We start from the raw sequence: 23261 nt of genomic DNA, 5'->3' as shown, positions 1-23261 counted from the left end.
CGATCCTGCTAGACAGAACCCCGTGATCGGGGACGAGGCGGACATCCTGGCCACCGACGGCGCACCCACGCCGTCGGCGGGCACCAACGTCGCGTCACCGCCGCGGCCCCTGGCAAGGCGTGGCGGTGGGCCGGGCGACCGCCCGCCCCGCGCCGCCCTGGCGGACACCACGCCGGCAGGCGCCGCTGCCCGCCCTGACGCCGGGCCGTCGACCGGCGCCCCGGCGCTCCGCGACAACCTCGCCCAGGCCGACAACCTTGCCCAGGCCGAGGGCGGCCACACCATGGCCGGCGGCGACCTCGCGGTGGTCGGCGGCGCCGCGCGGCTGGAGAGCCTGCGGCGGCTGAGTGCCTGGTCCCGTGCCGTCGCCGGCCCCGCCGCCCCGCTCCCGCCGCCCCGCCCGGCGGTCTCCGGCGCCGACGGCCCCCAGGATCTCCGCCAGGCGCGGCCCATGGGCGCCGAAGCTCCGGTCGCGGGCGCGACGGTCCCCGACGCGGCAGGCGGCGAGCTGGCCGACGACGCGGGCGTATCGCCGGGCGACCCGTTTGGGGATGCGGCCGGCACCCGGGTGCTGACGGCCGCCGAGGGGCTCGCCAGCCTCATGATGACGGTGCCGACCTGGCTGACCGGCCCGGCGCCCGGCCCCCGGCTCAGTACCACCGCCGTCGCGGCCCTCGCCGAGATGGCGGTCGCCTCCGCCGCCGGGACCTGCCTGAGTCCCGGCGATCTGACCGTGACCACCGCGCTGCAGCTGCGCACCCACGGGCCGGCCGCCGGCTGGTCCGACCCGGACGACGCCGACGGGCCACGCCCACCCGCGTCGATGTTCATCCCCGACCCGGCGGCCGACCGCCCGCGTGAACGACCGGTCCGGCTGCGCGCCGAGGCGTCGGTGGCCACCCTCGACGGCGACGAGCCGGATGCCCGGCTACGGCGGGCGACCGCGACGGTCAGCACGCCCGACGGCCGCCCGCTGGCCGAGGCGTCCGCGATCTGCGCGGTGGTCCACCCGGCCGCCTCGTCACCGGTCGTACCGGCGAAGGGCACCGCCGCCGCCGCGGCCCCACGCCTGGACGAGCCCGCGGCGAGCGACCGGCCCCGCCCGGTCGGCCCGGAGCGCGAGGCGGACGAGGCGGGCGTCGCCACCAGGGACGAGACGGCGAGCGGGCCCGTCAGTCACCTACCGCCGCCGCACCCGCTGCTCGGTGCGCTCGGCGCGGACGTCCGCGGCGAGGGCGACCGGCTGCTGCTGCGCCTGCCGCCGGCCGGCTGGCTCGCGAACCGGCTCGGCCGGGTCCACGCCGCCGCCTGCTGCGCGCTCGCCGACGCGGCGGTCAGCACCGTGCTCGCCCGCCGGCTGCCGACCGGGTCGGCCATCCATGTCCTGTCGTTGGACCTGACGGTGATCCGCCCACTGCCGATGGAGGACGACGTGGCGGCCGTGGCCACGGTCCGACATGTCGGGCGGCGACTGGCCGTGGTCGACGTGGAACTCGGCCCCGCGGATGCGCCACCGAGCGTGCTCGCCAGGACCATGGTGGCCCTGAGCGCATATCGCCGTCCGCAACCGTAAAATCGCAGGTCGCCAGCCGTTGATGGGTGCGCCCGACCCGGGGGTCACCGATGGTCAGCACTCCATCTATATATACAGACAGTAATCAACAATCTTCACAGTGTGTTACATTATTCGTATCACACCGTGGTATTACCTTACCCGTAACCGTACGACTACAGCACCCCCTGTAAGACTCGCGGCGACATCGCGACAGCGATCCACGCGGCCTGGCGGCAGGCCGCCGCCACCTACAGGGGGACGACGTCATGGCGTTACTGCAACCGGCCACGAATCTGGACGCGACGCGACGGTCCGTGCACCCGGTCCGCGTGACCCGGGTTGCCGGCGGCCTCGGCTCGGCCGGCGTCGCGCGCCCGACCCCGACCACCGTGCTCGACGACGGGCGCGTCGGACGGCACGTGCGGGTACCCAAAACCGCCGAACTCGTGGCGGCGCACCTGCGCCGCCAGATCGTGCGCAGCGAGCTGGTCGAAGGCGACGCTCTGCCGCCCGAAGCCGTACTGATGGAGCAGTTCGGCGTCTCCCGGCCGACGCTGCGCGAGGCCTTCCGGGTGCTGGAGTCCGAGGCGCTCATCTCGGTTCGCAGGGGCGCTCACGGCGGCGCCCGGGTCCACCGGCCGGACGGCCACGTGGCCGCGCGCTACGCGGGCCTGGTCCTCGAGCACCGCCGCACCACCGTCTCCGACGTCCAGCACGCGCGCGCGTCGCTGGAGACACCGGCGGTGCGGATGCTCGCCGAGGCACCGGCGCAGCCGGCGCTGGGCCGGCTGCGCGCGGCGCTGTCCGAGTCCGCGGCGGCGATCGACGGCGGCCGACGGGACGGCCAGGGGAGCCACGGCGCTCCCGGCGGGCACGGCGCGGGCCAGCTCGGCGCCGCCGGCGCGGGCCTGGACACCGTCACTCCCGACCCATGGGTGTCCCTGAACAGGTTCCATCACCTGCTCGTCGAGCTGGCGGGGAACCAGACACTCACGGTGATCGACAACATGCTCCGGCACATCCTGCACGCGGCGACCAGCCACCAGCCGGGCGACCACTCGGATGTCGCCGGATCCACCGTCACCGCGGACACGCATGGCTCGCTGGCCGAGCACCAGGAGGTCCACAACCGCCTCGTCGAACTGATCGAGCGAGGCGAATCGGACGCCGCCGAGGCGCTCTGGCGCCGCCACCTGGCCGAGGCGGCCGACGAGCTCCCCTCGTCGGCCGTCCTCGACCTCCTGGGCGGCTGACCGGCGCCCAGGCCACCCGGCCCCGCGCCGGTCCTGGGTGACGCCGAAGGTGTCCGAGCCACCGGCCCCGCCACAGCGGGAGGGCTCCGACCCGCGGGGTCTCGCCGCGCTGCCACGGACAGGGCCCTCGGTGACCCGCTGACGCGGGTCACCGAGGGCCCTTGTGGCATGGCACGCACCGGATCCGCCCCGGGCGGCCACCCGGGGCCCCGGCGCCCGGCGCCGGGTGGGTCATGGTTCGTCACGCGCAGTGGGAAAACCGGCATCGGCGCACCGAATCATGTGGCCATTTGGTGGAGCGGGGGCGACGGGGGCTAGCGTGTCGGCATGGCGCCAGCGGGTCTTGCCTGGCAGACGCTTCCTGAGCCAGGCGCGTTGGCACTCGTGGACACCGTCTCCCGACGGGCCGCGGCTCTTGCCCGTCCGCATCCCGCCGACCTGCCCATCGCGGAGATCGTCGCCGTCGAGCGCGAGGTCCTGCGCTGGCTCGACCCGGCGAGCCGGGCCGACGCCGAGGGCGCCCTCGCCGACAGGCTCACCGGCGACCCGATGCCCACGCTGCGCGCGGTCTGCTGGCTGACCGCCTCCTGGGCGGTGGTGCTGCACCTGCGCACCGGCTACGCCCCGACGGAGGTGCTGCGCCAGCTCACGTTCGGCGGCGTCTGGCGGGGTCCCCAGGCCCCGGAGACGGAACAGGTCTGGGAGTTCCTCACCGCCCAGGTACGCGCGGGCGCGCTCGCGGCCCTGACCGACGACGCCTCGGCCGCGCAGGCATTCCACTCCGCCGCGGCCACCCGCGTCGCCGGCTATCCCGAGTGCCTGCTGCACCACGGCCTCGTGCTCATGTCCGGCCTCTGGCTCACCCTCGCCGCCCACGGCGTGGAGCCCCTCGACCTCGCCGCGACGCTTGCCGTCTACACCCACGACGCCTTCGACCGCCCCACCGGCTCCTTCCGCCCGCTCACCTGACGTCGGCGGGATCGCCGGCCGTGATCCCGAGGGCCGAGCCGGCTGTGGTCCCGGACTGGCCGGCGGGTCGTGCTGACCTGCGGGTGGTCGATGGCGGTCAGGAATAGTAGTGGCCGTAAGACGGAAAGGGATGACCTGGGCGGGCTCCAACCGCTACCGTGTGCCGACCGGTCTGGGACTGGCCAGTGCCCGGTCGTCGGTCCGGCCTCGAGGTCGGTACCGTGCCAGTTCTACAGTCACTGCGGCCGGTCGGGCGGCGCGGGGACGCTGGTGCTCCACGAGGAGGTCATCCCAGGCGATGTCCGCGCGACAGGTGCGCAGGTTCCAGCTCGAGCGGGACGTGGACGTGTCCGGGGTGTCCGGGACTGGCGCCGTCGCGTTTGGCGCCCAGGCGCCGGACGGTACCTGTGTGCTCTGGTGGGCCTCCGGACTGGAGTCGACCACCATCTACCCGAACATGGAGACCCTGCTCGCCATCCACGGTCATGGCGGGATGACCCGGGCTATCTACATCGACCCGGAGATCTGGGACGGCGCCACCGGGTCGAACGGCGACGGGGGCGGCGGCGAGGCCAGCCACCGGTTGGACGCCCTCAGCACGAACGGCGACCATCCCAACGGCAGTCAACCGGGCGGCCACCCCAACGGTTCCCACGGTCAGGTGGCCGGCGGCGAAGCGCCCGAGGCCGAGGACGCCGACGAGGCCGCCGCCGATCCGGACGAGGAACCGGTGCGCTCGACGACCCGCGCCACCGCCCGCGGCGCCCCGCGCGCCGCCGCCCACCAGCCCGCCGTCCGCTCCGTGAGCCACGTCCTTCGCCCGCCGACCCGCTCGCCCTGACGGCCCGTTCGCCTGGATCTCCCCTCAGGGCGCCGCGCGGAGCGTTACCGGGAGCGGCTGCGCGGTCGCGGCGGCGGGGGTGAGGTACCGGTCGTAGCGGGTGTCGCCGCGCAGGTGGCGCTCCAGGTAGGCGACGGTGTACCAGCGGGCCATCTGCTGGGCGAGCGCCGCGTCGGCCAGCGGCGGCAGGCAGGTGAGCAGCGCCCCCAGCTGCATGCGCAGCCGGATCCCGGCGGGCACCCGCCCGTCCGCCGTCAGGTACACCTGGTCACACAGGTCGCCGAACGAGTTGTGCGTGGCACCGGTGACAACCACCTCCGCCCGGCCGGGTGACCCGGTGAGCTCACGGAACGTCCGGTCGGCGCCCGGCCCGGGAGGTGTGACGCCGTCGGCGGTGCCGGCGATCAGCAGGGTCGGGATCCGCACCCGCGCCAGCAGGCTCGCGGGCAGTGCGGCGCTCGCCGGCGAGATCCCCACCGACACCCGGACCCGGGGGTCGGCGGGCGCACGCAGCAGCCCCACGGACGAGGCGATCGCCGTCAGGCCGCCGAAGGAGAAGCCGACGACCGCGACCTTGTCCGCCGACAGGATCGACGCGAAGGGACGCCCGGGGCCGAGCATCCAGTCGAGGACCGCGCTGACGTCCATGGGGCGGTCACTCGCCAGGTCGATCAGCGACTCGCTGGGCCCCGCGGCGACGTCGGCCATCGTGTCGCCCGGGTGGTCGGGCGCGGCGACGACGTACCCGCGGCTGGCCAGGGCCTCGGCGAGCGAGGCGAACTGCACCCGGCTGCCCGCGCTGCCGTGCGAGAACACCACCAGGGGAAATGGCCCCCGCTCGGGTGGCGCGTCCACAACCGCCATCCGCGACGGATAGCTCACCTCCGGCGCTATCTCGTACCGCGCCGGGACAGCCCCGCCGGCCGCCGGTGGGCCGTCGACGGTGCCGGAGCGGCCGGCGGCACCGGCGGCGGCGTTCGCGGGACCGGTGGTGCCGGCGGCCCTCGGAGCGGGCAGCCGCGACCGCGTCGGGTACCAGACGGAGGTGATCAGGGTGCGGTGGCGGCCGGCGTCGACGATGGTCACCGCGCGGAAGCCGACGCCATGGCTGCCGGGCTTGTCCGGCGCGGTCAGGGGGTCCGCCGCGGTGGGCGGCGGCGTCGCCAGGCCCGCCGCCGCGTCCGCCGCCGCGTCCGCCGCCCGGGGCGTCGGCACGGCCGCCGGCTGACCTCCGGCTGTCACCATCAGCGCGGCGATCAGCAGGCCGGCCGGCCGCGCGGCACGCCGATGAAGCGGTGCGACGCGAATCCCCCGAGCACCCACGCCGCGACGACCCGACGACGCACCCATGCTACGGACGGTAACCGAGTGGAACGGTTCACGTAGCCACGCCGATGTGGTCCGACGCCCCCGCGGAGCCCCGCGCGGGGGCACCCGGCTGTGGAGTCAGCGGAAGCTGGGCGCCTCCGCCCGCTGGCGGAGGCGCCCAGCTTCCGCCTCAAACCGCGAGAAGGCGGACCAGGTCGGCGTCGTGGAGGTCGGCGGCGGTGCCGGCATGGGCAACGAGGCCGGCGTCGAGGACGATGAAGCTGTCAGCGAGCTTGATCGCGGTGTCGACATACTGCTCGACGAGCAGGACCGCGAGACCGACCTCGGTGTGCAGGCGCTCGATGACCTCCTCGATCTCGGCGACGATGGACGGCTGGATGCCCTCCGTCGGCTCGTCGAGGATCAGCATCTTCGGCCCGGTCACCATTGCCCTGGCCATGGCGAGCATCTGCTGCTGGCCGCCGGAGAGGAAGCCGGCGCGGCGCTTCAGGAACGGCCGCAGGCGTGGGAACACGTCCAGCGCCTCGTCGATCGCGCCCTTCTTGCCCTTGGCCGCCTCCCAGGTGACCTGGAGGTTCTCGAAGACGGTCAGCTGCGGGAAGGTCTCATGGCCCTGCGGGCAGTAGCCCATCCCCCGCCTTACCCGGTCGTAGGTCGCGATCCGGGTGATGTTCTGGCCCTGGAACTCGATGGTGCCTGCGGAGGGGGGCAGGATGCCCATGATGGCGTTGAGCAGGGTTGTCTTGCCGACGCCGTTGCGGCCCATGACGCAGACCAGAGACCCGGCGGGCACCTCCAGGTTCACGCCGAAGAGGACCTGCGCCCGGCCGTAGCCGACGTCCAGCGAGGTGACCTTCAGCATCAGCTCGTCGCTCATGGTGCCTCGAGTTCGCTCCGTCGCCGCACTCATCGCCCCCCCGTTCGTCGCATCCGCGCCGAACGGGGACCCCTGCTCGGCCTCGTCCTCCTTCGTCGGACGAGACCTCCGCTCGCTTGCTCCTGCGCTCACGGGGTGGCCTCCAGCCCAAGCGCGGCCGCGGCCGCCCCACCAGACTCGTCGTCTTCCTTCTTGCGGCCCAGGTAGACCTCCTGGACGCGCGGGTCCGCCTGGACCTCGGCGACCGTGCCCTCCGTGAGGACCTTGCCCTCGTGCAGGACGGTGACGACGCTGGCGAACCGGCGCAGGAACTCCATGTCGTGCTCGATGACGACGACCGTGCGTTCCTCGGCGATCTGCTGGAGCAGGACGCCGGTACGCTCCCGCTCGTCCTTCGTCATGCCGGCGACGGGCTCGTCGAGGAGCAGCAGCTGGGGGTCCTGGGCGAGCAGCATGCCGATCTCCAGCCACTGCCGCTGGCCGTGCGAGAGGATCCCCGCCTTCCGGTCGGCCAGCTCGGCGAGCTGCGTCGTCTCCAGGACCTGCGCGACCGGGTCGCTGACGCCCCTGCGCCGCAGGAACAGCTTCGGGACGGGCATGCGGAAGCTCGCCGCCAGGTCGAGGTTCTCCAGGACCGTGAGGTCCTCGAACACCGTCGCGGTCTGGAATGTCCGGCCGATCCCGAGCTTCACGATCCGGTACTCGCGCCGGCCGACCAGCTCCGTCCCGGCGAACCGCACCGAGCCGGCGGCGGGCTTCGTCATCCCGGTGATGACGTCGACGAGGGTGGTCTTGCCGGCACCGTTGGGGCCGATGAGGAAGCGCAGCTCGCCGCGGCTCACGGTGAAGTCGATGCCGCCGATGGCGACGAACCCGTCGAACACGACCCGCAGCCCACGCACCTCCAGCAGCGTCTCGCCGGTCTCGGCGGTGCGCTGGGCCGGGATGGTGGTGGTCTCCGTGCTGGTCTCGTCGGACGTCGGCATCACACCGCCTCCTGCCTGGACGCGCCCTGCCCGGGCACGACCACGGTCTGGTCGCCGGCCAGCGCGACGGCCGGTGGCGCGGTGGGTGGGGCGGGCCGGGACGGGGGCATGATTCCCAGCTTCTTCATCAGCGCCGGCCCGCCGTCACGCAGCTGCTTGAGGAGCCCGGCGAGGCCCCTGGGCAGGAAGGCGATGACGCCGATGAACAGGGCGCCCTGGAAGTAGGTCCAGGCCGACGGGTAGTCCTCGGAGAACGTCGACCGCGCCCAGTTCACGACGACCGCGCCGATGACGGCGCCGGCGAGCGAGTAACGGCCGCCGACGGCAACGGCGATCACCAGCTCGATCGACGGGACGATGTCGAGCATGCCGGGGTTGACGATGCCGACCACCGGCACGATCAGCGCGCCGCCGACCGACGCGGTCACCGCCGAGATCGCGAACGCGATCGTCTTGATGACGGTCGGGTCGTAGCCGAGGAAACGTACCCTGTCCTCCCCGTCCCGGATCGCCAGCAGCAGCCGGCCGAACCGGCTCGCGACCACCAGGCGCAGCAGCAGGAAGATGACCAGCAGCACGCCGGCGGTGATGAAGTACAGCGTCCGGTGGCCCTGGTCGGCATAGGTGTCGATGCCGAAGAACCCGCTGAAGTTCGTCAGGCCGTTCGTGCCGCCCGTGTAGCCCTGCTGGCCGATCAGCAGGATCACGAAGGCGGCGGCGAGCGCCTGCGTGAGGATCGCGAAGTAGGCGCCGCGCACCCGCTGGCGGAACACCAGCAGACCGAGCAGCGTCGCCACCACGATCGGCAGGATGATCACCGCGGCGATCGCGACGACCGGGCTTCGGAAAGGCTCCCAGAACGCGGGCAGCTTCTCGACGCCGCTCCAGTCCATGAAGTCGGGGACGTGGCCGGGGCCGGCGTCGTGCAGTTTGAGGTACATGCCCATCGAGTAGCCGCCGAGGCCGACGAACAGGCCCTGCCCGAGGGTGAGCATGCCGCCGTGGCCCCAGGCGAGGCCGATGCCGATCCCGACGATGGCGTAGCACAGGTACTTCGTGAACAGCGGCAGGCGGAACGCCGGGTCCAGCACGTACGGAGCGATCACGCCGACCGCGATGACCACGACGAAGACGATCCGCCACGGTAGCTGGGGCGTCACCAGCCGGGCGCGCCACCCGCTCCTCGCCGCGGCCGTCCCGCTCTCCGGCGCCGCGGTCGGCTCCTCGGTGGCCGTCACCGGGGCGCTCTGCATCTCCGGTTCACTCCGTCGCTCGCTCCCTGCGGCCTCGTCCTCCGGGGTCCCTGCCGGATCGGCGGAGCCTGCGGAGCCTGCGGAGCCGATCCGGCAGGTCCGGCTCACGTGAGCGCCCGGCTGCGAAGGACGAACATGCCCTGGGGCCGGGCCTGCAGGAAGGCCACGATCGCGACGAACACGATCACCTTCGCGAGGCTCGCGTTCGACCAGAACTCGACGTAGCTGTTGAGCAGGCCGAGCGCGAACGCCGCGATCAGCGCGCCGCGCAGCTGGCCGAGACCGCCGACGACGACCACGAGGAACGCGTCGACGATGTACTTGGTGCCGAGGGTGGGGCTGACCGTGCCGACCAGGGTCAGCGCGACCCCGGCGACGCCGGCGAGCCCCGAGCCGATGAAGAACGTGATCTGGTCGACCCGGTCGGTGCGGACCGCGCTGCAGGCCGCGAGCTCGCGGTTCTGCATCACGGCCCGCATCCGCCGGCCGGCCGGGGTCCTGCTCATGTAGAACCAGATCCCCACCAGGCACACCGCCGCGAGGCAGAAGATGTAGACCCGGTTGTAGGGAATCCGGATACCGCCCAGATCCGCGCCCCCGATGAGCCAGTCGGGGGCGACGACCTGGACGCCGCGGTTGTCGATCAGGTCCCGAACCAGCTGCTGCAGGATGAGGCTGACGCCCCAGGTGAGCAACAGCGTGTCCAGTGGCCGCCCGTAGAATCTGCGGATCAGCGTCCGTTCGAGAATCACCCCGAACAGACCCGCCACGACGAACGCCACCGGCAGGGCCGCGATAACCGCCTCGTGCCCGGCCCAGCTCTGCAGCATGTACGTCGTGTAGGCGCCCACCATGATGAACTCGCCGTGCGCCATGTTGATGACGCCCATCTGGCCGAACGTGAATGTCAGGCCCAGCGCCGCCAGCAGCAGCACCGCCCCGATACTCAGCCCGATCGGCAACTGGTTCAGGAACCCGTTCACTTCAACCGTTCTCCGTTATCTTCTCGACGCGCCCAGAGCCAAAGGGCGCGCGAAAGAAGATCATTTTCGCGCGCCCTTGGCCGCTACCTCCAGATGGTTACGAGGACAGCCCCTTGGCCCATGGGTACTCCGCGCCCTTCAGGTAGGGATCGGGCTTGATCGGCTCCCCCGAGTCCCAGATCGACTTGATCTGGCCGTCGGCGCCGATAAGGCCAATCCGGGCGGTCTTGTAGACGTGCTGGGTCGGGCCGTCGATCGTGACCTTGCCCTCGGGCAGGTCGAGCGAGATTCCGCCGGCCGCCTTCTTGACCGCCTCGACGTCGGTGGTGCCGGCCTTCTCGACCGCCGCCGCCCACAGGTTGACCGCGTTGTAGCCGGCCTCCATCGGGTCGGAGGTCACCTTGTCGGAGCCGTACTTGGCCTTGAATGCCTTGACGAACTCGGTGTTCGCCGGGGTGTCCGTCGTCTGGTAGTAGTTCCAGGCGACGTACTGGCCCGCCAGGTACTCGGTGCCGATCGCCTTGACCTCCTCCTCGGCGATGGACACGGACATGGTCGGGATCTGGTCCGGACCGATGCCGGCGGACTTCAGCTGCTTGAAGAACGCCACGTTGGAGTCGCCGTTGAGGGTGTTGAACACGAAGTCGGGCTTGGCCTGCTGGACCTTGTTGACGATCGTCGAGACCTCGGTGGAGCCCAGCGGGAGGTACTCCTCACCGAGGATGTCCATCCCGTTCGCCGCGGCGTAGGCCTTGATGATCTTGTTGGCGGTACGCGGGAAGACGTAGTCGCTACCGACCAGGAAGATCTTCTTCTTGCCCTGCTCCTTCAGGTAGTCCAGACCGGGGACGATCTGCTGGTTGGTGGTGGCGCCCGTGTAGAAGATGTACGGGCTCTGCTCCAGGCCCTCGTACTGCACCGGGTACCACAACAGCGCCTTGTTGCGCTCGAAGACCGGCAGCATCGCCTTGCGGCTCGCGGACGTCCAACCACCGAAGACGGTGGCGACCTTGTCCTGCGAGATGAGCTTCTGGGCCTTCTCGGCGAAGGTCGGCCAGTCGGAGGCACCGTCCTCGACCACCGGCACGAGCTTCTTTCCGAGCACGCCGCCCTTGGCGTTGATCTGCTCGATAGCGAGCAGCTCGGAGTCCCGGACCGTCACTTCCGAGATGGCCATGGTCCCGCTGAGCGAATGCAGCAGACCGACCTTGATCGTGTCCGACGAGCCGCCGTCAGACGATGAATCCCCCGACCCCCCACAGGCCGCGAGCAGGAGAGCGGGCAGCACCGCGAGCGGTGCGAGCCTACGCCAGGACTTTCCGAACAATTCCTTGCCCTCCCTAGGACGCTGATATCGATCAGTGTAGGGAAAGCGGTTACCGGCATGGGACTCCGGAGTTACCCGGACGTTAATCCGCGCGACCCGTCATTTTTGCGGCCAGTGGAGCCGCGAAAACGTACGGGCCAAAAACCTCCTGACGTTAGGGCAATTATCATCCAGGCGCCACCGCCGCGGGCCACCGTCACCAGATCGTTACGTCAGGACACACGTGTTTCCAGGTCGTTTCGCGAATTGCGACCCCACTATCGGGTGAACTCCGGACAACCGTTCACCGACGTGCGCGCTTACTGTTCACCGGCCCATCGGCGCACGCCCGTGTTACGCCTGTCACGACGTCGTGAACCGGTTACGGGCTCGCCGGAACCCCAGAGAGCCCGTCTTCGCGGCAGAATGCCGCCGCCGCGAAGGGCGGGCTTACCCCGGCGGGCCACGGCGCGGCCGCGGTCGGAACACGTCGGAGGTCGGCAAACACCGAGGTCAGGACACGGGCGCGGTTGGGACGCGGCCGCGGGACAGCGGAGGAATGCCGCGCTGCCTGCCGCGGCGGGCGCTAGTGCGGCCCCGCGTAAGTCCTGCGGGGGTTCAGTCGGTGGTGTAGGTGAGGTCTGCGTGGTAGAGCTCGCAGGCGTCGTCGAGGGCTTGGGCGGGGGTGCCGGTGGGCTCGCCGCCGGTCATCCAGGCGGGCTGGTAGCGCCTGCGGTTGTCGTTGTAGAGGGCGTACTCCCAGGCGCCGGGCTGGCTGGTGAGGGTCAGCCGGAACAGCGGGTAGGGCTCGGCGTCGGGTGGGTCGTCGGGGAGGGTGACGTCGATGTAGGCGTGGGCGCCGTGGTAGCGGACCGCGAGCGCTCGCAGCGTCGGCCAGCGTTCGGCGCGGCGCGCGGCCAGCTCGGTCTCGAGGGCCTCGCGGGCACTGTCGGGGATCGTCGCCATGGCACCATGGTCGACCCGGCGGCGCGCCGCCGGGTCGGGCCGGTGCCTGATGGTGCAGATCGTGGTGGGTGGCTGATCCTCACATAACACTGACCGCGTCGCAGCGGGCGCGGCTGAAGAAGCTCGCCCGCTGCGCCCGCGCCGAGTGGCGGCGGGTGAGCCGGGCCCGGATCCTGCTGGACGCCGCCCACGGCCGGCGCCACCCGGACACCGCCCGGCGCAACCGGGTGCACGTCGACACCGTCCGCCGGCTGTGTGCCCGGTTCCGCGCCGAGGGCGAGGCCGCCCTCGGCGACCGGCCGCGGTCGGGCCGGCCGCCGCGTTACGGCCCCGACGCCAGGCTCGCGATCGTCTCGGCGGTGACCGAGGCGTCGCCGGAGGCCGACAGCCACTGGTCGCACCGCCTGCTGGCCGAGCACCTGGCCGACACGGTCGGGATCTCCGAGGCGCAGATCGGCCGGATCCTCAAGGACCTGGACCTGCGGCCGCACCGGGTCCGGGGCTGGCTCAACCGGCCGGCCGACCCCGACTTCGCGGTGAGGGCCCGCGCAGTCTGTGATCTCTACCTGAACCCGCCCGCGGGGGCGGTGCTGCTCTCGGTCGACGAGAAGACCCAGGTCCAGGCGGTCGCGCGGCGCCACCCCGACCGGCCCGAACGGCCCGGCCTGCGGACACGCCGCGAGTTCGAGTACGTCCGGCACGGCACCGTGAGCCTCTACGCCGCGATGGACGTGACGACCGGCCAGGTCCTCGGCGAGATCATCCCCGGCCGGAACGACTCGACGAACTTCTGCTGGTTCCTCACCCAGCTCGACCAGGCCATCGACCCGGCACTGAAGATCCACCTGATCCTCGACAACGGGTCGGCGCACACCTCCCGCCAGACCCGGGCCTGGCTCGCGGCACACCCGCGCTTCACGGTCACCTTCACCCCGAAGCACGCCAGCTGGCTGAATATGGTCGAGATGTTCTTCTCCACCCTGACCCGCCGCCTCCTGCGGCGCGGGAGCTTCACCTCCCGCGAGGACCTCGCCGGCAAGATCCTCAACTTCATCGAGGTCCGCGACCGCGACGCGAAGCCCTACCGCTGGACCTACACTGGCGAACTCCTCAAAGCCACCTGAAACCGACGCAGTCACGACCCCCGCAGGACTTACGCGGGGCTGCACTAGCCGCGGCAGGCGCCAGACGACACCCCGCCGCGAACGCGGGTCACAGCCTCCATGCGGAACCGGCGGTCGCGGCGATGGAGAGTCAGCGACCCATAAGGGCTACGGCCAGCGGTACAGGCCGTTGACGGTGCCACCGGGGTGCTGGCCGAGCTTGTTGATCGTCACGACCTGGGTGTCGGCCGAGTCCTGGGCTGGCGGCGGCGCGTCGTCGTCCGTGTCCGGTCCCCCGGCCTGCGGCCGCGCCCCGCCCGGGTCGGTCACGCCTTCGCCCGTCGAGGCCTCATCCTGCCGCGGCGGGCTGTCGGCACCGGCGGCGCCATCAGCCACCGAGCGCGGGTCGGGGGTGTGCCGCCGGACCCATTGCAGGCCTCCGGCCCGCCGCCGCCCGGCGGCCCCGTCCTCGCCGGCCGGCCGGCGGCGCGCGGACCGGCCGCTCGGCGGGCGGCCTGGGTCATCACCGGCCGGCTCGTCGGCGACGGCGCCCGGACCGGCCTTCCCGGCGTCCTCGTTGCTCTGGAAGCCCACGGGACCGTGGTCGGGACGTTCCCTGGCCACCGGGCCGGCGTCACCGGCATTGCCGGCATTGCCGGCATTGCCGGCATTGCCGGCGGGCCACGCCGGCCCGTCGACGCCATCGCCCGCGGCGCCAGGGCCCCCGTCACTCGCGGCGCCCGAGCCAGCGTCGGCGGCGGTGCCGCGCATGTCCCGACCGCCGGCGCCGAGCGGGCCACCAGCCCCTCCGCCGATGTCCAGCCCGGTTCGGGAACCGCCGGTGTCCTTCTCGGCGTCGGGGCCAGGCCCGGCCGCGACGACTCCGCTCACTGACACGATGTCCCACGGCGCCGGTCCGACGCCGCCGGGCGTGCCCCAGGCGCCAGCCGCGTCCCAGCCGCCAGGTGGGCCGTCCTGGCGGCCGGACGCCGGGCCGCCGCCTGGTCGGTCGCCGTCCGGGTCGGGCGGGGAGACCCGGGCGCCGAACAGCGGGTCACGCCCGAGGTAGCCGACGCGGTCGAGCCCGAGCGGGTCAGGCCGGGACGCGTCGTAGCCGCCGTACCCGCCGCCCTGGTAGCCCTCGCCCGACAGGTCGCCGGGGCGGAAGGCACCCCGGGAGAACCCGCCGCCCGTGCGGCCCGGGTCGGGGAAGCCGGGTCCGGCGAGGCCGCCGATGGGCAACGGCGCGCTCGGCGGCCCACCGAGCGGGAACCCGTCCGTCGGCGGATAGTCGGGCACCTGGTCACCGGACGGCGGCGCCACGGACGGATATGGCGGCGGGTACGCCGGCGTCGCCGGCCCATAGGACCAGGTGGGTGCTCCCCCCGCACCGTCCGGCGGCGGCACCGTCTCCGGGAACGCCGGGTACGTCAGGGACGTCGGCCCCGTCGGAGGCGGTGCACCGGGCGGGAGGTCGCCGAGCCCAGGCCGCTCCCACGACACCGAGCCGCGGTTCTCCGCGCGCCGGCGCTCCGCCTCGAGCCGTTCCCGACGGATCCGCTCCCGCTCGCGCTCGGCCCGGTCCCGCTCCGCGCGCTCCCGTTCCAGCCGCAGGGCCCGCTCGCGCTCGGCCCGCTCGAATTCGGCCCGCTCACGCCGGGCGCGCTCCAGCTCAGCCCGCTCGCGCTCCACGTGCTCCAGTTCGGCTCGCTCGAACTCGGCCCGCTCACGCTCCGCACGTTCCCGCTCCATACGCTCCAGTTCGGCTCGCTCGAACTCGGCCCGCTCACGCTCCGCACGTTCCCGCTCGGCCCGCTCCAGCTCGGCCCGCTCGAACTCCACCCGCTCCAGCTCGGCCCGCTCCAACTCGGCCCGCTCGAACTCCACCCGCTCCAGCTCGGCCCGCTCGAACTCCACCCGCTCGAACTCCACCCGCTCGAACTCCACCCGCTCCAGCTCGGCCCGCTCGCGCGCCGCGTGCTCGGACTCGGCCCGTCCCGCATCCGCGTGCGCGAACTCGGCCCGCTCGACGTCGGCGTGGTCGGGCTCCACGGGGTCGCCCGCGGTGGACCGCTCCGCGAGGAGCTCGGCGAGCGGGCGCGGCGGCCCGACGTGGAAACCCTGCGCGTAGTCGACGCCGATGTCGCCCAGGGCACTGGCCAGCGACTCCCGGTCGACGTTCTCCGCGATCGTGTACATCCCGAGCGTGCGGGCGATCCGCACGACCGCGTCGACGAGGGCGATGTCCTGCGCGTTGACGTCCGCCTGCTGGACGAACTCCCCATCGATCTTGATACCGCTGAACGGCAGCGTGCGCAGGTGGACGACGGAGCCCATGCCGACGCCGAAGTCGTCGAGGATGAACCGGCAGCCGGCCGCGGTGAGCTTCGCCGCCAGCCGGCGGGCCGGCTCGATGGTCACCAGCGTGGACCGCTCCGCGATCTCCAGCCCCAGCCTGGCGGGGTTCACCTCGCCGATGCGCAGCGCGTCCAGGACGAAGTCGCCGAAGCCCCGGTCCTCGACAGACCGGGCCGAGATGTTGACGTGGAGGTAGAGCGACCCGTCCGGGCCGTCGGCGATCAGCGCGGCGACGGCCTGGCTGACCACCCACCGGTCCAGCCGAAGCACCAGCTCGGTCCGCTCGACCGGCTCGAGGAACTCCCGCGGCGACAGCTCCGGTGTGAGCCCGTCGCGCAGCCGCACCAGCAGCTCGTAGCCGATGACCCGGCGGGCGGCGAGGTCGACCAGCGGCAGCGCGTCGACGGCGAGCGTGCCGGCCTCCAGCGCGGCGCGCACCCGCTGGGTGACGGACACCCGCCGCGCCGCCTGCTCGTACTGCTCGTCGCTGAACAGCCGGGCGCGGTCGCGCCCGGCGCCCTTGGAGTCGTAGAGCGCGAGGTCGGCCTGGGCGAGCGCGGCCGTGTCGTCCTCGACGGCGGCCAGCGGAACCACACCGATGCTGACCGTCACCCGCAGCGCGAGGTCGTCGACCGGGATCGGCGAGCGCGCGACGGCCTGGCACAGCTGGTCGGCGATGGCCAGGCCGTCGGCGCCGTCGCCGTCCGGCAGCACCACGGCGAACTCGTCGCCGCCGAGCCGGCCGAGCACCGCCTCCGGCAGCTCGTCGCGCAGGATCTGCGTCAGGCCGCGCATGACCGTGTCGCCCACAGCGTGGCCGCGCAGGTCGTTGATGTCCTTGAAATGGTCGACATCGATGATCAGCAGCGTGCCGGCGCGGCCGGCGGGGGACGCGGCGAGGTGCTCGCGCAGCGCCCTGGTGATGGCCCGCCGGTTGAACAGGCCGGTCAGCGCGTCCCGCTCCGCCAGGTGTGCCAGCTCCTGCTGGACGCGGTGCAGGTCAGTGATGTCATGCGCGGTACCGAGGATGCGCGCCGCGCGCCCGGACTCGTCGGGGACGGCCTCGCCGTGGCAGTCGAAGACCCGTTCGCCCTGGCCGCCGCGACCGAGGAGCCGGTGGACGAAGGTGAACGTGCCGGGGTTCTTGATCGCGTCGCCGATCTTGCGGCGGATCGCGCGCCTGTCGACGGCTGGCAGCTGGGACTGGATCTGGTGGAAGTCGACCTTCTCGGCCAGGTCGAAACCAAGCAGAGCGAGCAGGTTGCGGGACAGGGCCACCTGGCCCGTCTCCAGGTCCCACTCCCAGGTTCCGGTGCGGGTGAGCACCTCGATGCGGTCGAGCCGTTCCGACGTCGCGACCGCCGGCGGAGCCGGCGAGGAGCGCTGGTCCGGGAGGACGGGCCACACGGCGCCGGCGCCGGCGGACGAGGACGAGGACGAGGACGAGGACAGGCTGCCCGCGGGGCGGACCATCGCGACGGTCGCCGCGTCGGCGGTCGGGCCCCAGGCAGCCCTGTCCCACTCGGAGGTGCCCCGCCAGGTGTCGTCGCCACCCACGAGGGTGTCCGACTGGTAGCCGGCGGTGACGTCGAAGAGCTCATAGAGCGTGAGGCCGTCCGCCCAGCCGACGCCGGGCAGCGTGAGCAGCTGGCAGCGCAGCCGCAGCCAGCGGGCGGACCCGTCCGGCGCGGTCCAGCGGACGTCGACCGGAGCGGCGCCGGGCACGAGGCCCGACAGGGGCAGCCGCGCCTCCGCGACCGCGTGACGCGCCTGAGCGCGCCCGAGCGGCCGGTCCCCAGGCCCGGTTTCCCCGCCGGGCCGGCGAAGCCGGTCCACCAGGTCCGCGGGGTCTGCTGGGAGGTCTGTCGGCAGATCCACCATGAGCCGCTCGTCGGAGCGGCCGTCGGCGTCGTCACCGCCGACCTCACCGGCCACGTCCGCGGCCCCGGCGCTGGAGCCGCCGCCCGCGTCCCGGCCCCCTGGCGCGACGCCTACGACCGCCGCCAGTGCGGCGTTGACCCAGACAACCCGGCCCTCGGTGTTCACCACCAGCAGCCCAGCCGAGACCGCGTCGGCCACCAGCCCAGTCACCGCGGCGACCAACGCACCTCCCGCGCAGCGTCTACCTGGCCGCGCGACCATCTGCGCTGGCCAGGCCCTCCGCTGGGCAGTCTAGCGGCAGTCGTCCGAGTACATTCCGTTAGGTCCGCTTGGCGGCGCGAAACGGCGACGCAGCGTAGCCGCTTCAGGCCTCCTCACGCACCGCCCGGTATCCGTTCCCCGCCAGCCGGAGACCTGGCGCGCACAAACGCATCACCCAGCGCAGCAAGGACCCTTCCCCCGCCGACCGACAGACGAAGGCTGGACGCACCTCCGTGCGTCCAGCCCACTCGATCTCTCGCCGATCGCGGAGCGTCAGTCCGAGCTGTGCTTGTGGATCTGCTCGGAGAGGTACTCGGGCGCGCCGATCTGGCGGATCAGCTCGAGCTGAGCCTCCAGCCAGTCGATGTGCTCCTCCTCCTCGTGGATGAGATCCTCGAAAAGGACGGCGGTGCCGAAGTCGGACTTGCCGCGAGACAGCGTCACACCCTTACGTAGCGTCTCGACGTTCTCCAGCTCGCGGGCGTGGTCGAGCTCAAGCATCTCGGGCACCGTCTCGCCAGTGCGCAAGGTGTGCAGCCGTTGCAGGTTGGGGTGGCCGTCGAGGTAGAGCACGCGATGGATGACCTTGTCGGCGTGCTTCATCTCGTCGATGGACTCGTCACGGTAATGGTGCGCTAGCCCGTGGTAGCCCCAGTGTTCCTGGATCCGGTAGTGCAGCCAGTACTGGTTGATCGCGGTGAGCTCGTTAGTAAGCACCGCGTTCAGGATCTCGATCACCTCGTCGTCGCCACTGACCACGCAAGGCCTCCACTCGTCACCGCGCCGTTGGACCGCGGCCGCCGCGACAACACCGCGAGGGCGTTGTCGTCGAACGGCCCAGCCGGCGCGGGCGTCAGGCGGCCCGCGCCGTGCCAGCGACCGGCTCGCCGCCGCGATGACACAGCAGGAGTTCCGAGATCTCTTCGAGGCAGCCGCCGCAGCCGGTGCCGGCGTCACAGCGCTCGCCGATCTCGTCGGCATCGCGGGCACCCGCGGCGATTACGCTGCGTAGCGTCCGGTCGGACACAGCAAAGCACGAGCAGACCAGCACCGCACCTCACCACGCGGGACGGGCCGGCGTGTTCCACCGCCGACCAGGCACTTCGGGTTCGTTGTCCGGGTTCCTCGCATTAGCATCAACGCTTAGCTAAGGCTTCCCTAACGAATACAGAGTGCCAGTTAGGCTCACCTAACGCAAGGCCACCTAACCATCAATCTCCCGCTGCGCACCTCGTCACATCCCACCCCCTTTGCGCCCGGCGACCCCCTCCCAACCCCCCGGCCACCATCCGGCGCCACCCTCGCGACAGAAAGTGACTACTCCGGCACGCAAAGGGCGGACAACCCGAAGATCGTCCGCCCGTTCCCGCCTCGTCCCACCACGCCGGCCCCGACAGCCCTCAGCCCCGGAACCAGGCCGGGAGGGCGCTCAGCGCCCGACAGGCGCCGCGGCGAGCGGTCGCGCAAGCGACCTTCGAGCCAGCAGCGCCTCAGGCCGGGCTCAACGCCACGGCTGCGTCGGGCTCGTTCACCCGGAAGCTCAGGCTCTGCTCCAGGTAGAGCTCGACGTTGTCTCCGGTGTGCCCGGCGTAGCCGGCCGAGAGGTCCATGCCGGACTCGACGACGAAGTCCCCGCCGCGCTGGCTGAGCACCACCGCGCCGCGGATGCCCGGCGCGCGCACCACCGGCCCGTCCAGGATGTGGCGCAGGTGGTCGAGCAGCAGGTAGCCGCCGTGCTCGGCGGTCTCGACGATGGCAGTGAAACCGTCCGGCTCGATCGCGAGACCGTAGGAGCCGCCGATCCCGGCGTGGCGCAGCATCGCGACCGCCTTGGCGACGGTGCGCGGGTAGCCGTTGGTGTCGTCCGGCAGGGACAGCGGCGGGTGCGAGCTCGCCTCGACGATGCCGACGATCCCGGTCTCCTGGTAGCCGTGGAAGATGATCGAGTTCTCGGTCGTCGCCATCGCCCGGGCGGCGTCCTCGAGCGCCGACAGGTCCACGTCGTCGGCGCCCCGGTCGACGTCCTCGAGCTCGCGGCGGTCCAGGGTGAACGGGACGCGCAGCTCCACCAGCGGCTGCACCCGGCGCAGCCGGGCCCGCACCCCGTCCGACGGGGGCGCCCCGACCGGGGTGGCGCGCCCGAGCGACGTCGCCGAGTAGTCCCAGCCGTGTGGGCCTGAGAAGTCGACCAGTTTGCGGCCGGCGAGGTTGACGGTGAGCCTGGTCCGGGCCTCGTCGTCGACGACCTTCCAGGCCGCGTCGGTCAGCGGCGCGTGCCCGCGGAGCAGGTGGTTCATTCGGACTTTCCCTTCAGACCGCCGATGCCAAGTGAGTGGTCGGCCCCCGCCGGCGACGCCACGCCCGGCTCCGCCGGCGCCTCGGCGGCGCCGTCCCCGTTCATGGCGCGCGCCTCGGCCTCCAGCACCGGGCCCTCCGAGAAGAGGTAGGTGCGCAGCTGCTGGTCGAGCGCCGCGTCCTGGCGGCGCAGCCACTCGAGCGTCATCGCCGCGTGTTCCTTCTCCTCGTCCCTGTTGTGGGCGAGGATGTCGGCGAGCTCGGGATCGGTCGCCGCCGAGACCCGCTGGTCGTACCAGTCGACCGCCTCCAGTTCCTCCATCAACGACACGATCGCCCGGTGCCGGTCAACAAGTTCCGGTGTGAGCTTGTCGGGCTGTTCGTGCAGCCCCATGCTCGAGTCCGCCATGGACCTCTGCCTACCATGCGCACGCCCGGTCCAATGACCACGGGCGGCAGCATTCGCCCAATGCAAGAACTACGACAGAACCACCATCAGGCAATCGTCCAGCTCAGGGCGGGAGCGGTGCGGTCGAGGCCGTCAGGAGCTCGGGTCGGGCATGATCTCGACGCGGCGGTTGGCGGCGCGCCCGGCCGGGGTGGCATTGTCGGCGACCGGGCGGGTCTCACCGAGGCCGACGACGCGCAGCCGGGCCGCCGGCACGCCGGTGCCGACCAGGTAGGCGACGGCGGCCTCGGCGCGGCGGGCCGACAGTGCCTGGTTGTACGGCTCTGGGCCGGTGCTGTCGGCATGCCCGGCGACCACCACCGGCAGCGTGCCGACGCGCAGGGCCGCGGCGACCCCGTCGAGCGCCGCCAGGTCCGCGGCCGACAACGCGGCGCTGTCCCGCGCGAACGTGACCGGATGCCCGCTGGCCGCGGCCGCCAGCGCGGCCCTGGTCGCCTCGTCCGCTTCACGGGCGTCGCCGGACCCGGACACATCGGCATCCGCGTCCCCGCTCGGCCCGCTGACGGGCGCGGTGGCGACGCGGGCGTCCGTGCCCAGCTGGGCCGAGCTGACGCCGTCGACGCGGGCGGCCCGCAGCGCCGCCTGGGCGGCGGCGGGGCTCGGGAAGTCGCCGTGCAGGGTGACCGACGTCCCGGCGACCGTCACCGCGACCTGCGTCACGCCGACCCGGTGAACCGCCTCGCTCGCCCGCCGCGCCAGGTCCTTCTCGATCGGTCCGCGGCGCGCCGCGATCGCCAGCAGCGCGAGCAGCAGCGAGACGAGCAGCAGCGAGACGGCGAACGCGACCGGCCGAGGACGGCGCGGGCGCGTCACGGCGGGCAGGAACATGAACGGACTCCGAGCTGGGGACGCAGGCGGACGCGGTTGCCAGGCACGCGTCGACGCGACCCTGTCCGGCATCACCGGGATGCCGGATATCAACCACGACAGCGCCAACTGTGGCACATCGGCCCCAAGGCCCGGCACACGCCACTCCGGCGCATCGCCACAACCGCCACCTGTGGGCAGGAATCCGGTCTTCGGGGCGCGGCTGCCGAACCGCGGCCGCTCAGGCCGCTGTCGCAACGCAGCCACCACACCGAGCCGCACAAGCGCCAGCCCCGGGTCGACACGCCGACCCACGGCCTTGGGGGTTCAGGTCGGCGCCGGCGTCCCTGCCGGATCGGCGACAGGGTTCCTGCCGGATCGCGAAGCCGGGGTTCCTGCCGGATCGCGAAGCGATCTGGGAGGTCTGCTGGGAGGTAAGCGATCCGGCAGGTCTGCGTCCAGGCCAGCGCGGCCTCAGATGAGGGTCGCGAGGCCGCCGCCGGCCGGGCGCGCCTGGCCGGCGGGAACGCCCTCGGCGGGCTCACCGCCCGGACGCTGGCCGGGAGCGGCCGTGGCGGCTGACACGCCCGGCGCCGGGTCGACGGCGACCTCGGCATCGCCGGCGACCTCGGCATCGACGGCGACCTCCGCATCACCGGCGGGCGACGGCTCCACGATCGTCGGGCTCGGGGTGGCTTCGGCGGGCGGCGCCGCCGGGCGCCGCGCGGCGAACCGGCGCGTCGAGCGGCGGGTGAGCGCTGTGGCGGCGAGGGCGCCGATGCCCAGCACGGCCCAGCCGGCGAAGGCGTCGAGGATGTAGTGGTTCGCGGTCGCCATGACGACGAAGGCGGTGGCCGCCGGGTAGAGCGCGCCGAGCACTCGCAGCCACTTCCAGCGGGCGTTGCGGGCGATCAGGACCCCGCACCACAACGCCCAGGCGCAGTGCAGCGACGGCATCGCCGCGTACAGGTTGGCGACCTTGTCGAGGCCGTGCGGGGCCGCGCTCGCGGAGGCGCTCCACCAGCCCCAGTTGCTGTAGTAGGCCATGGTGTCGATGTAGCCGGCGCCTGGCAGCAGTCGGGGCGGGGCCGTCGGGAACAGGAAGAACCCGATCAGGCAGAGGATGGTGGTAAAGGCCAGGGTCCAGCGAGCACGCGAGTAGCTGCGAGGATGCCGCCGGTGCATCCAGAGGATGACGGTCGGCGTGACGATGAAATGGAACGTCGCGTAGTAGAAGCAGCAGGCGATCGCGATGGGCGGCACGGTCTGCAGCCAGTGGTTCAGCCCCAGCTCGATGTCCAGCCCGATGGCGGCCTGCCAGCGCACCAGCATCTCGCCGGTCCTCGTCGCCTGGTCGACGGAGCCCTCGGCGAAGCCGCGGGTCCCGGTGTAGCAGTAGTACAGCGCGACCAGGATCACGATCTCGACCCACCACACCGGCCGGCCGGTCTCGGGGTCACGCAGCCGCCGCCGCCATGTGTCCGCGCGGGCCTGGGCGCGGCCCTCCACGGTCCCGCCGGTCGGCTCGCCCCGACCGGCGGGCGCCGTCTCGGGCAGCGCGGAAGCCGGCGCGATGGCCGGCCTGGTGGGTGCCCGGTCGCTGTCCGCCCGCGCGGCGCTGGGCGGCGCCTCCTCCGCCCGTCCCGCCGGGACACCTGCCCCGTCTTGGCCCGTTGACATCTCTCTACTCAACCCGACGCCTCCGACACATGTGCCACCGGGCCCGCCCTCGCGACCCAGACGGGCCGAACCTCACACGCCGGGCGGGG

At 72.7% G+C, this 23261-nt stretch carries 19 protein-coding genes; 5 read left to right on the top strand and 14 right to left on the bottom strand.

All coding sequences use genetic code 11. From position 1 onward, the window contains the following. Positions 1–22: 22 nt before the first annotated feature. From QOZ89_RS21125 to QOZ89_RS21110, 4 genes are all read left to right on the top strand, one after another. Entirely contained in the window at positions 23–1573 is a 1551-nt protein-coding gene (locus tag QOZ89_RS21125; RefSeq protein WP_071052062.1) for a hotdog domain-containing protein, read from the top strand. 248 nt (positions 1574–1821) lie between these two features. Beyond that, positions 1822–2808: a FadR/GntR family transcriptional regulator gene (locus tag QOZ89_RS21120; protein WP_071052063.1), complete on the top strand. Its 987-nt coding sequence runs from the start codon at positions 1822–1824 to the stop codon at positions 2806–2808. A gap of 327 nt (positions 2809–3135) precedes the next feature. Then, positions 3136–3777 carry a hypothetical protein gene (locus QOZ89_RS21115; RefSeq protein WP_071052064.1) on the top strand — a complete coding sequence of 214 codons (642 nt, stop codon included), beginning with the start codon at positions 3136–3138 and terminating at the stop codon, positions 3775–3777. Between the two features lie 298 nt (positions 3778–4075). After that, on the top strand, positions 4076–4618 hold the full coding sequence (locus tag QOZ89_RS21110; RefSeq protein ID WP_312624741.1) for a hypothetical protein: 543 nt from the start codon (positions 4076–4078) through the stop codon (positions 4616–4618). 24 nt (positions 4619–4642) lie between these two features. On the opposite strand, the gene QOZ89_RS21105 is transcribed toward QOZ89_RS21110, so the two are convergent. The 7 genes from QOZ89_RS21105 to QOZ89_RS21075 form a co-directional block, all read right to left on the bottom strand. Beyond that, entirely contained in the window at positions 4643–5863 is a 1221-nt protein-coding gene (locus tag QOZ89_RS21105; RefSeq protein WP_312624739.1) for an alpha/beta hydrolase family protein, read from the bottom strand. A gap of 253 nt (positions 5864–6116) precedes the next feature. Next, positions 6117–6824 (bottom strand): urea ABC transporter ATP-binding subunit UrtE, encoded by a 708-nt coding sequence (gene urtE / locus QOZ89_RS21100; RefSeq protein WP_071052066.1) that lies wholly within the window; start codon positions 6822–6824, stop codon positions 6117–6119. Positions 6825–6952: 128 nt separating this feature from the next. Then, complete coding sequence (gene urtD, locus QOZ89_RS21095; RefSeq protein WP_312624737.1) at positions 6953–7810, bottom strand: urea ABC transporter ATP-binding protein UrtD; 858 nt, start codon at positions 7808–7810, stop codon at positions 6953–6955. Continuing rightward, positions 7810–9063, bottom strand: a complete 1254-nt coding sequence (gene urtC, locus QOZ89_RS21090; RefSeq protein WP_312624735.1) for an urea ABC transporter permease subunit UrtC — start codon at positions 9061–9063, stop codon at positions 7810–7812. Before urtC ends, urtD begins: the two co-directional genes overlap by 1 nt. Before the next feature lie 104 nt (positions 9064–9167). Then, the gene (urtB, locus tag QOZ89_RS21085) at positions 9168–10046 is read right to left on the bottom strand and encodes an urea ABC transporter permease subunit UrtB (RefSeq protein ID WP_071052067.1); all 879 of its coding nucleotides are present in this window, start codon (positions 10044–10046) and stop codon (positions 9168–9170) included. A gap of 97 nt (positions 10047–10143) precedes the next feature. Further along, the gene (gene urtA / locus QOZ89_RS21080) at positions 10144–11373 is read right to left on the bottom strand and encodes an urea ABC transporter substrate-binding protein (RefSeq protein ID WP_071052068.1); all 1230 of its coding nucleotides are present in this window, start codon (positions 11371–11373) and stop codon (positions 10144–10146) included. Positions 11374–11970: 597 nt separating this feature from the next. Continuing rightward, complete coding sequence (locus QOZ89_RS21075) at positions 11971–12318, bottom strand: hypothetical protein (RefSeq protein WP_071046596.1); 348 nt, start codon at positions 12316–12318, stop codon at positions 11971–11973. Positions 12319–12386: 68 nt separating this feature from the next. On the opposite strand from QOZ89_RS21075, the gene QOZ89_RS21070 reads away from it, so the two are divergent. Continuing rightward, the gene (locus QOZ89_RS21070; RefSeq protein WP_071046595.1) at positions 12387–13442 is read left to right on the top strand and encodes an IS630 family transposase; all 1056 of its coding nucleotides are present in this window, start codon (positions 12387–12389) and stop codon (positions 13440–13442) included. A 147-nt stretch (positions 13443–13589) separates the two neighbouring features. On the opposite strand, the gene QOZ89_RS21065 is transcribed toward QOZ89_RS21070, so the two are convergent. The 7 genes from QOZ89_RS21065 to QOZ89_RS21035 all read right to left on the bottom strand — a co-directional run bounded on the left by QOZ89_RS21065 (position 13590) and on the right by QOZ89_RS21035 (position 23172). Next, on the bottom strand, positions 13590–17870 hold the full coding sequence (locus QOZ89_RS21065; protein ID WP_312624731.1) for a putative bifunctional diguanylate cyclase/phosphodiesterase: 4281 nt from the start codon (positions 17868–17870) through the stop codon (positions 13590–13592). A gap of 324 nt (positions 17871–18194) precedes the next feature. Then, positions 18195–18680 carry a bacterioferritin gene (bfr, locus tag QOZ89_RS21060; RefSeq protein WP_071052070.1) on the bottom strand — a complete coding sequence of 162 codons (486 nt, stop codon included), beginning with the start codon at positions 18678–18680 and terminating at the stop codon, positions 18195–18197. Between the two features lie 94 nt (positions 18681–18774). Then, positions 18775–18972, bottom strand: coding sequence for a (2Fe-2S)-binding protein (locus QOZ89_RS21055; protein WP_071052071.1), 198 nt, complete (start codon positions 18970–18972; stop codon positions 18775–18777). A gap of 439 nt (positions 18973–19411) precedes the next feature. Beyond that, complete coding sequence (locus QOZ89_RS21050) at positions 19412–20218, bottom strand: family 1 encapsulin nanocompartment shell protein (RefSeq protein WP_071052072.1); 807 nt, start codon at positions 20216–20218, stop codon at positions 19412–19414. Continuing rightward, entirely contained in the window at positions 20215–20625 is a 411-nt protein-coding gene (locus QOZ89_RS21045) for an encapsulin-associated ferritin-like protein (RefSeq protein ID WP_071052073.1), read from the bottom strand. The genes QOZ89_RS21050 and QOZ89_RS21045 overlap by 4 nt, the downstream gene beginning before the upstream one ends. A 132-nt stretch (positions 20626–20757) precedes the next feature. Beyond that, positions 20758–21513, bottom strand: a complete 756-nt coding sequence (locus QOZ89_RS21040) for an OmpA family protein (RefSeq protein ID WP_071052074.1) — start codon at positions 21511–21513, stop codon at positions 20758–20760. A gap of 453 nt (positions 21514–21966) precedes the next feature. After that, the gene (locus tag QOZ89_RS21035) at positions 21967–23172 is read right to left on the bottom strand and encodes a phosphatase PAP2 family protein (RefSeq protein ID WP_312624719.1); all 1206 of its coding nucleotides are present in this window, start codon (positions 23170–23172) and stop codon (positions 21967–21969) included. Between the last annotated feature and the right edge of the window lie 89 nt (positions 23173–23261).

This window comes from Pseudofrankia coriaricola, from assembly GCF_032027725.1.
Taxonomy (GTDB): domain Bacteria; phylum Actinomycetota; class Actinomycetes; order Frankiales; family Frankiaceae; genus Pseudofrankia.
This window is presented reverse-complemented; position numbering and strand designations above follow the sequence as displayed.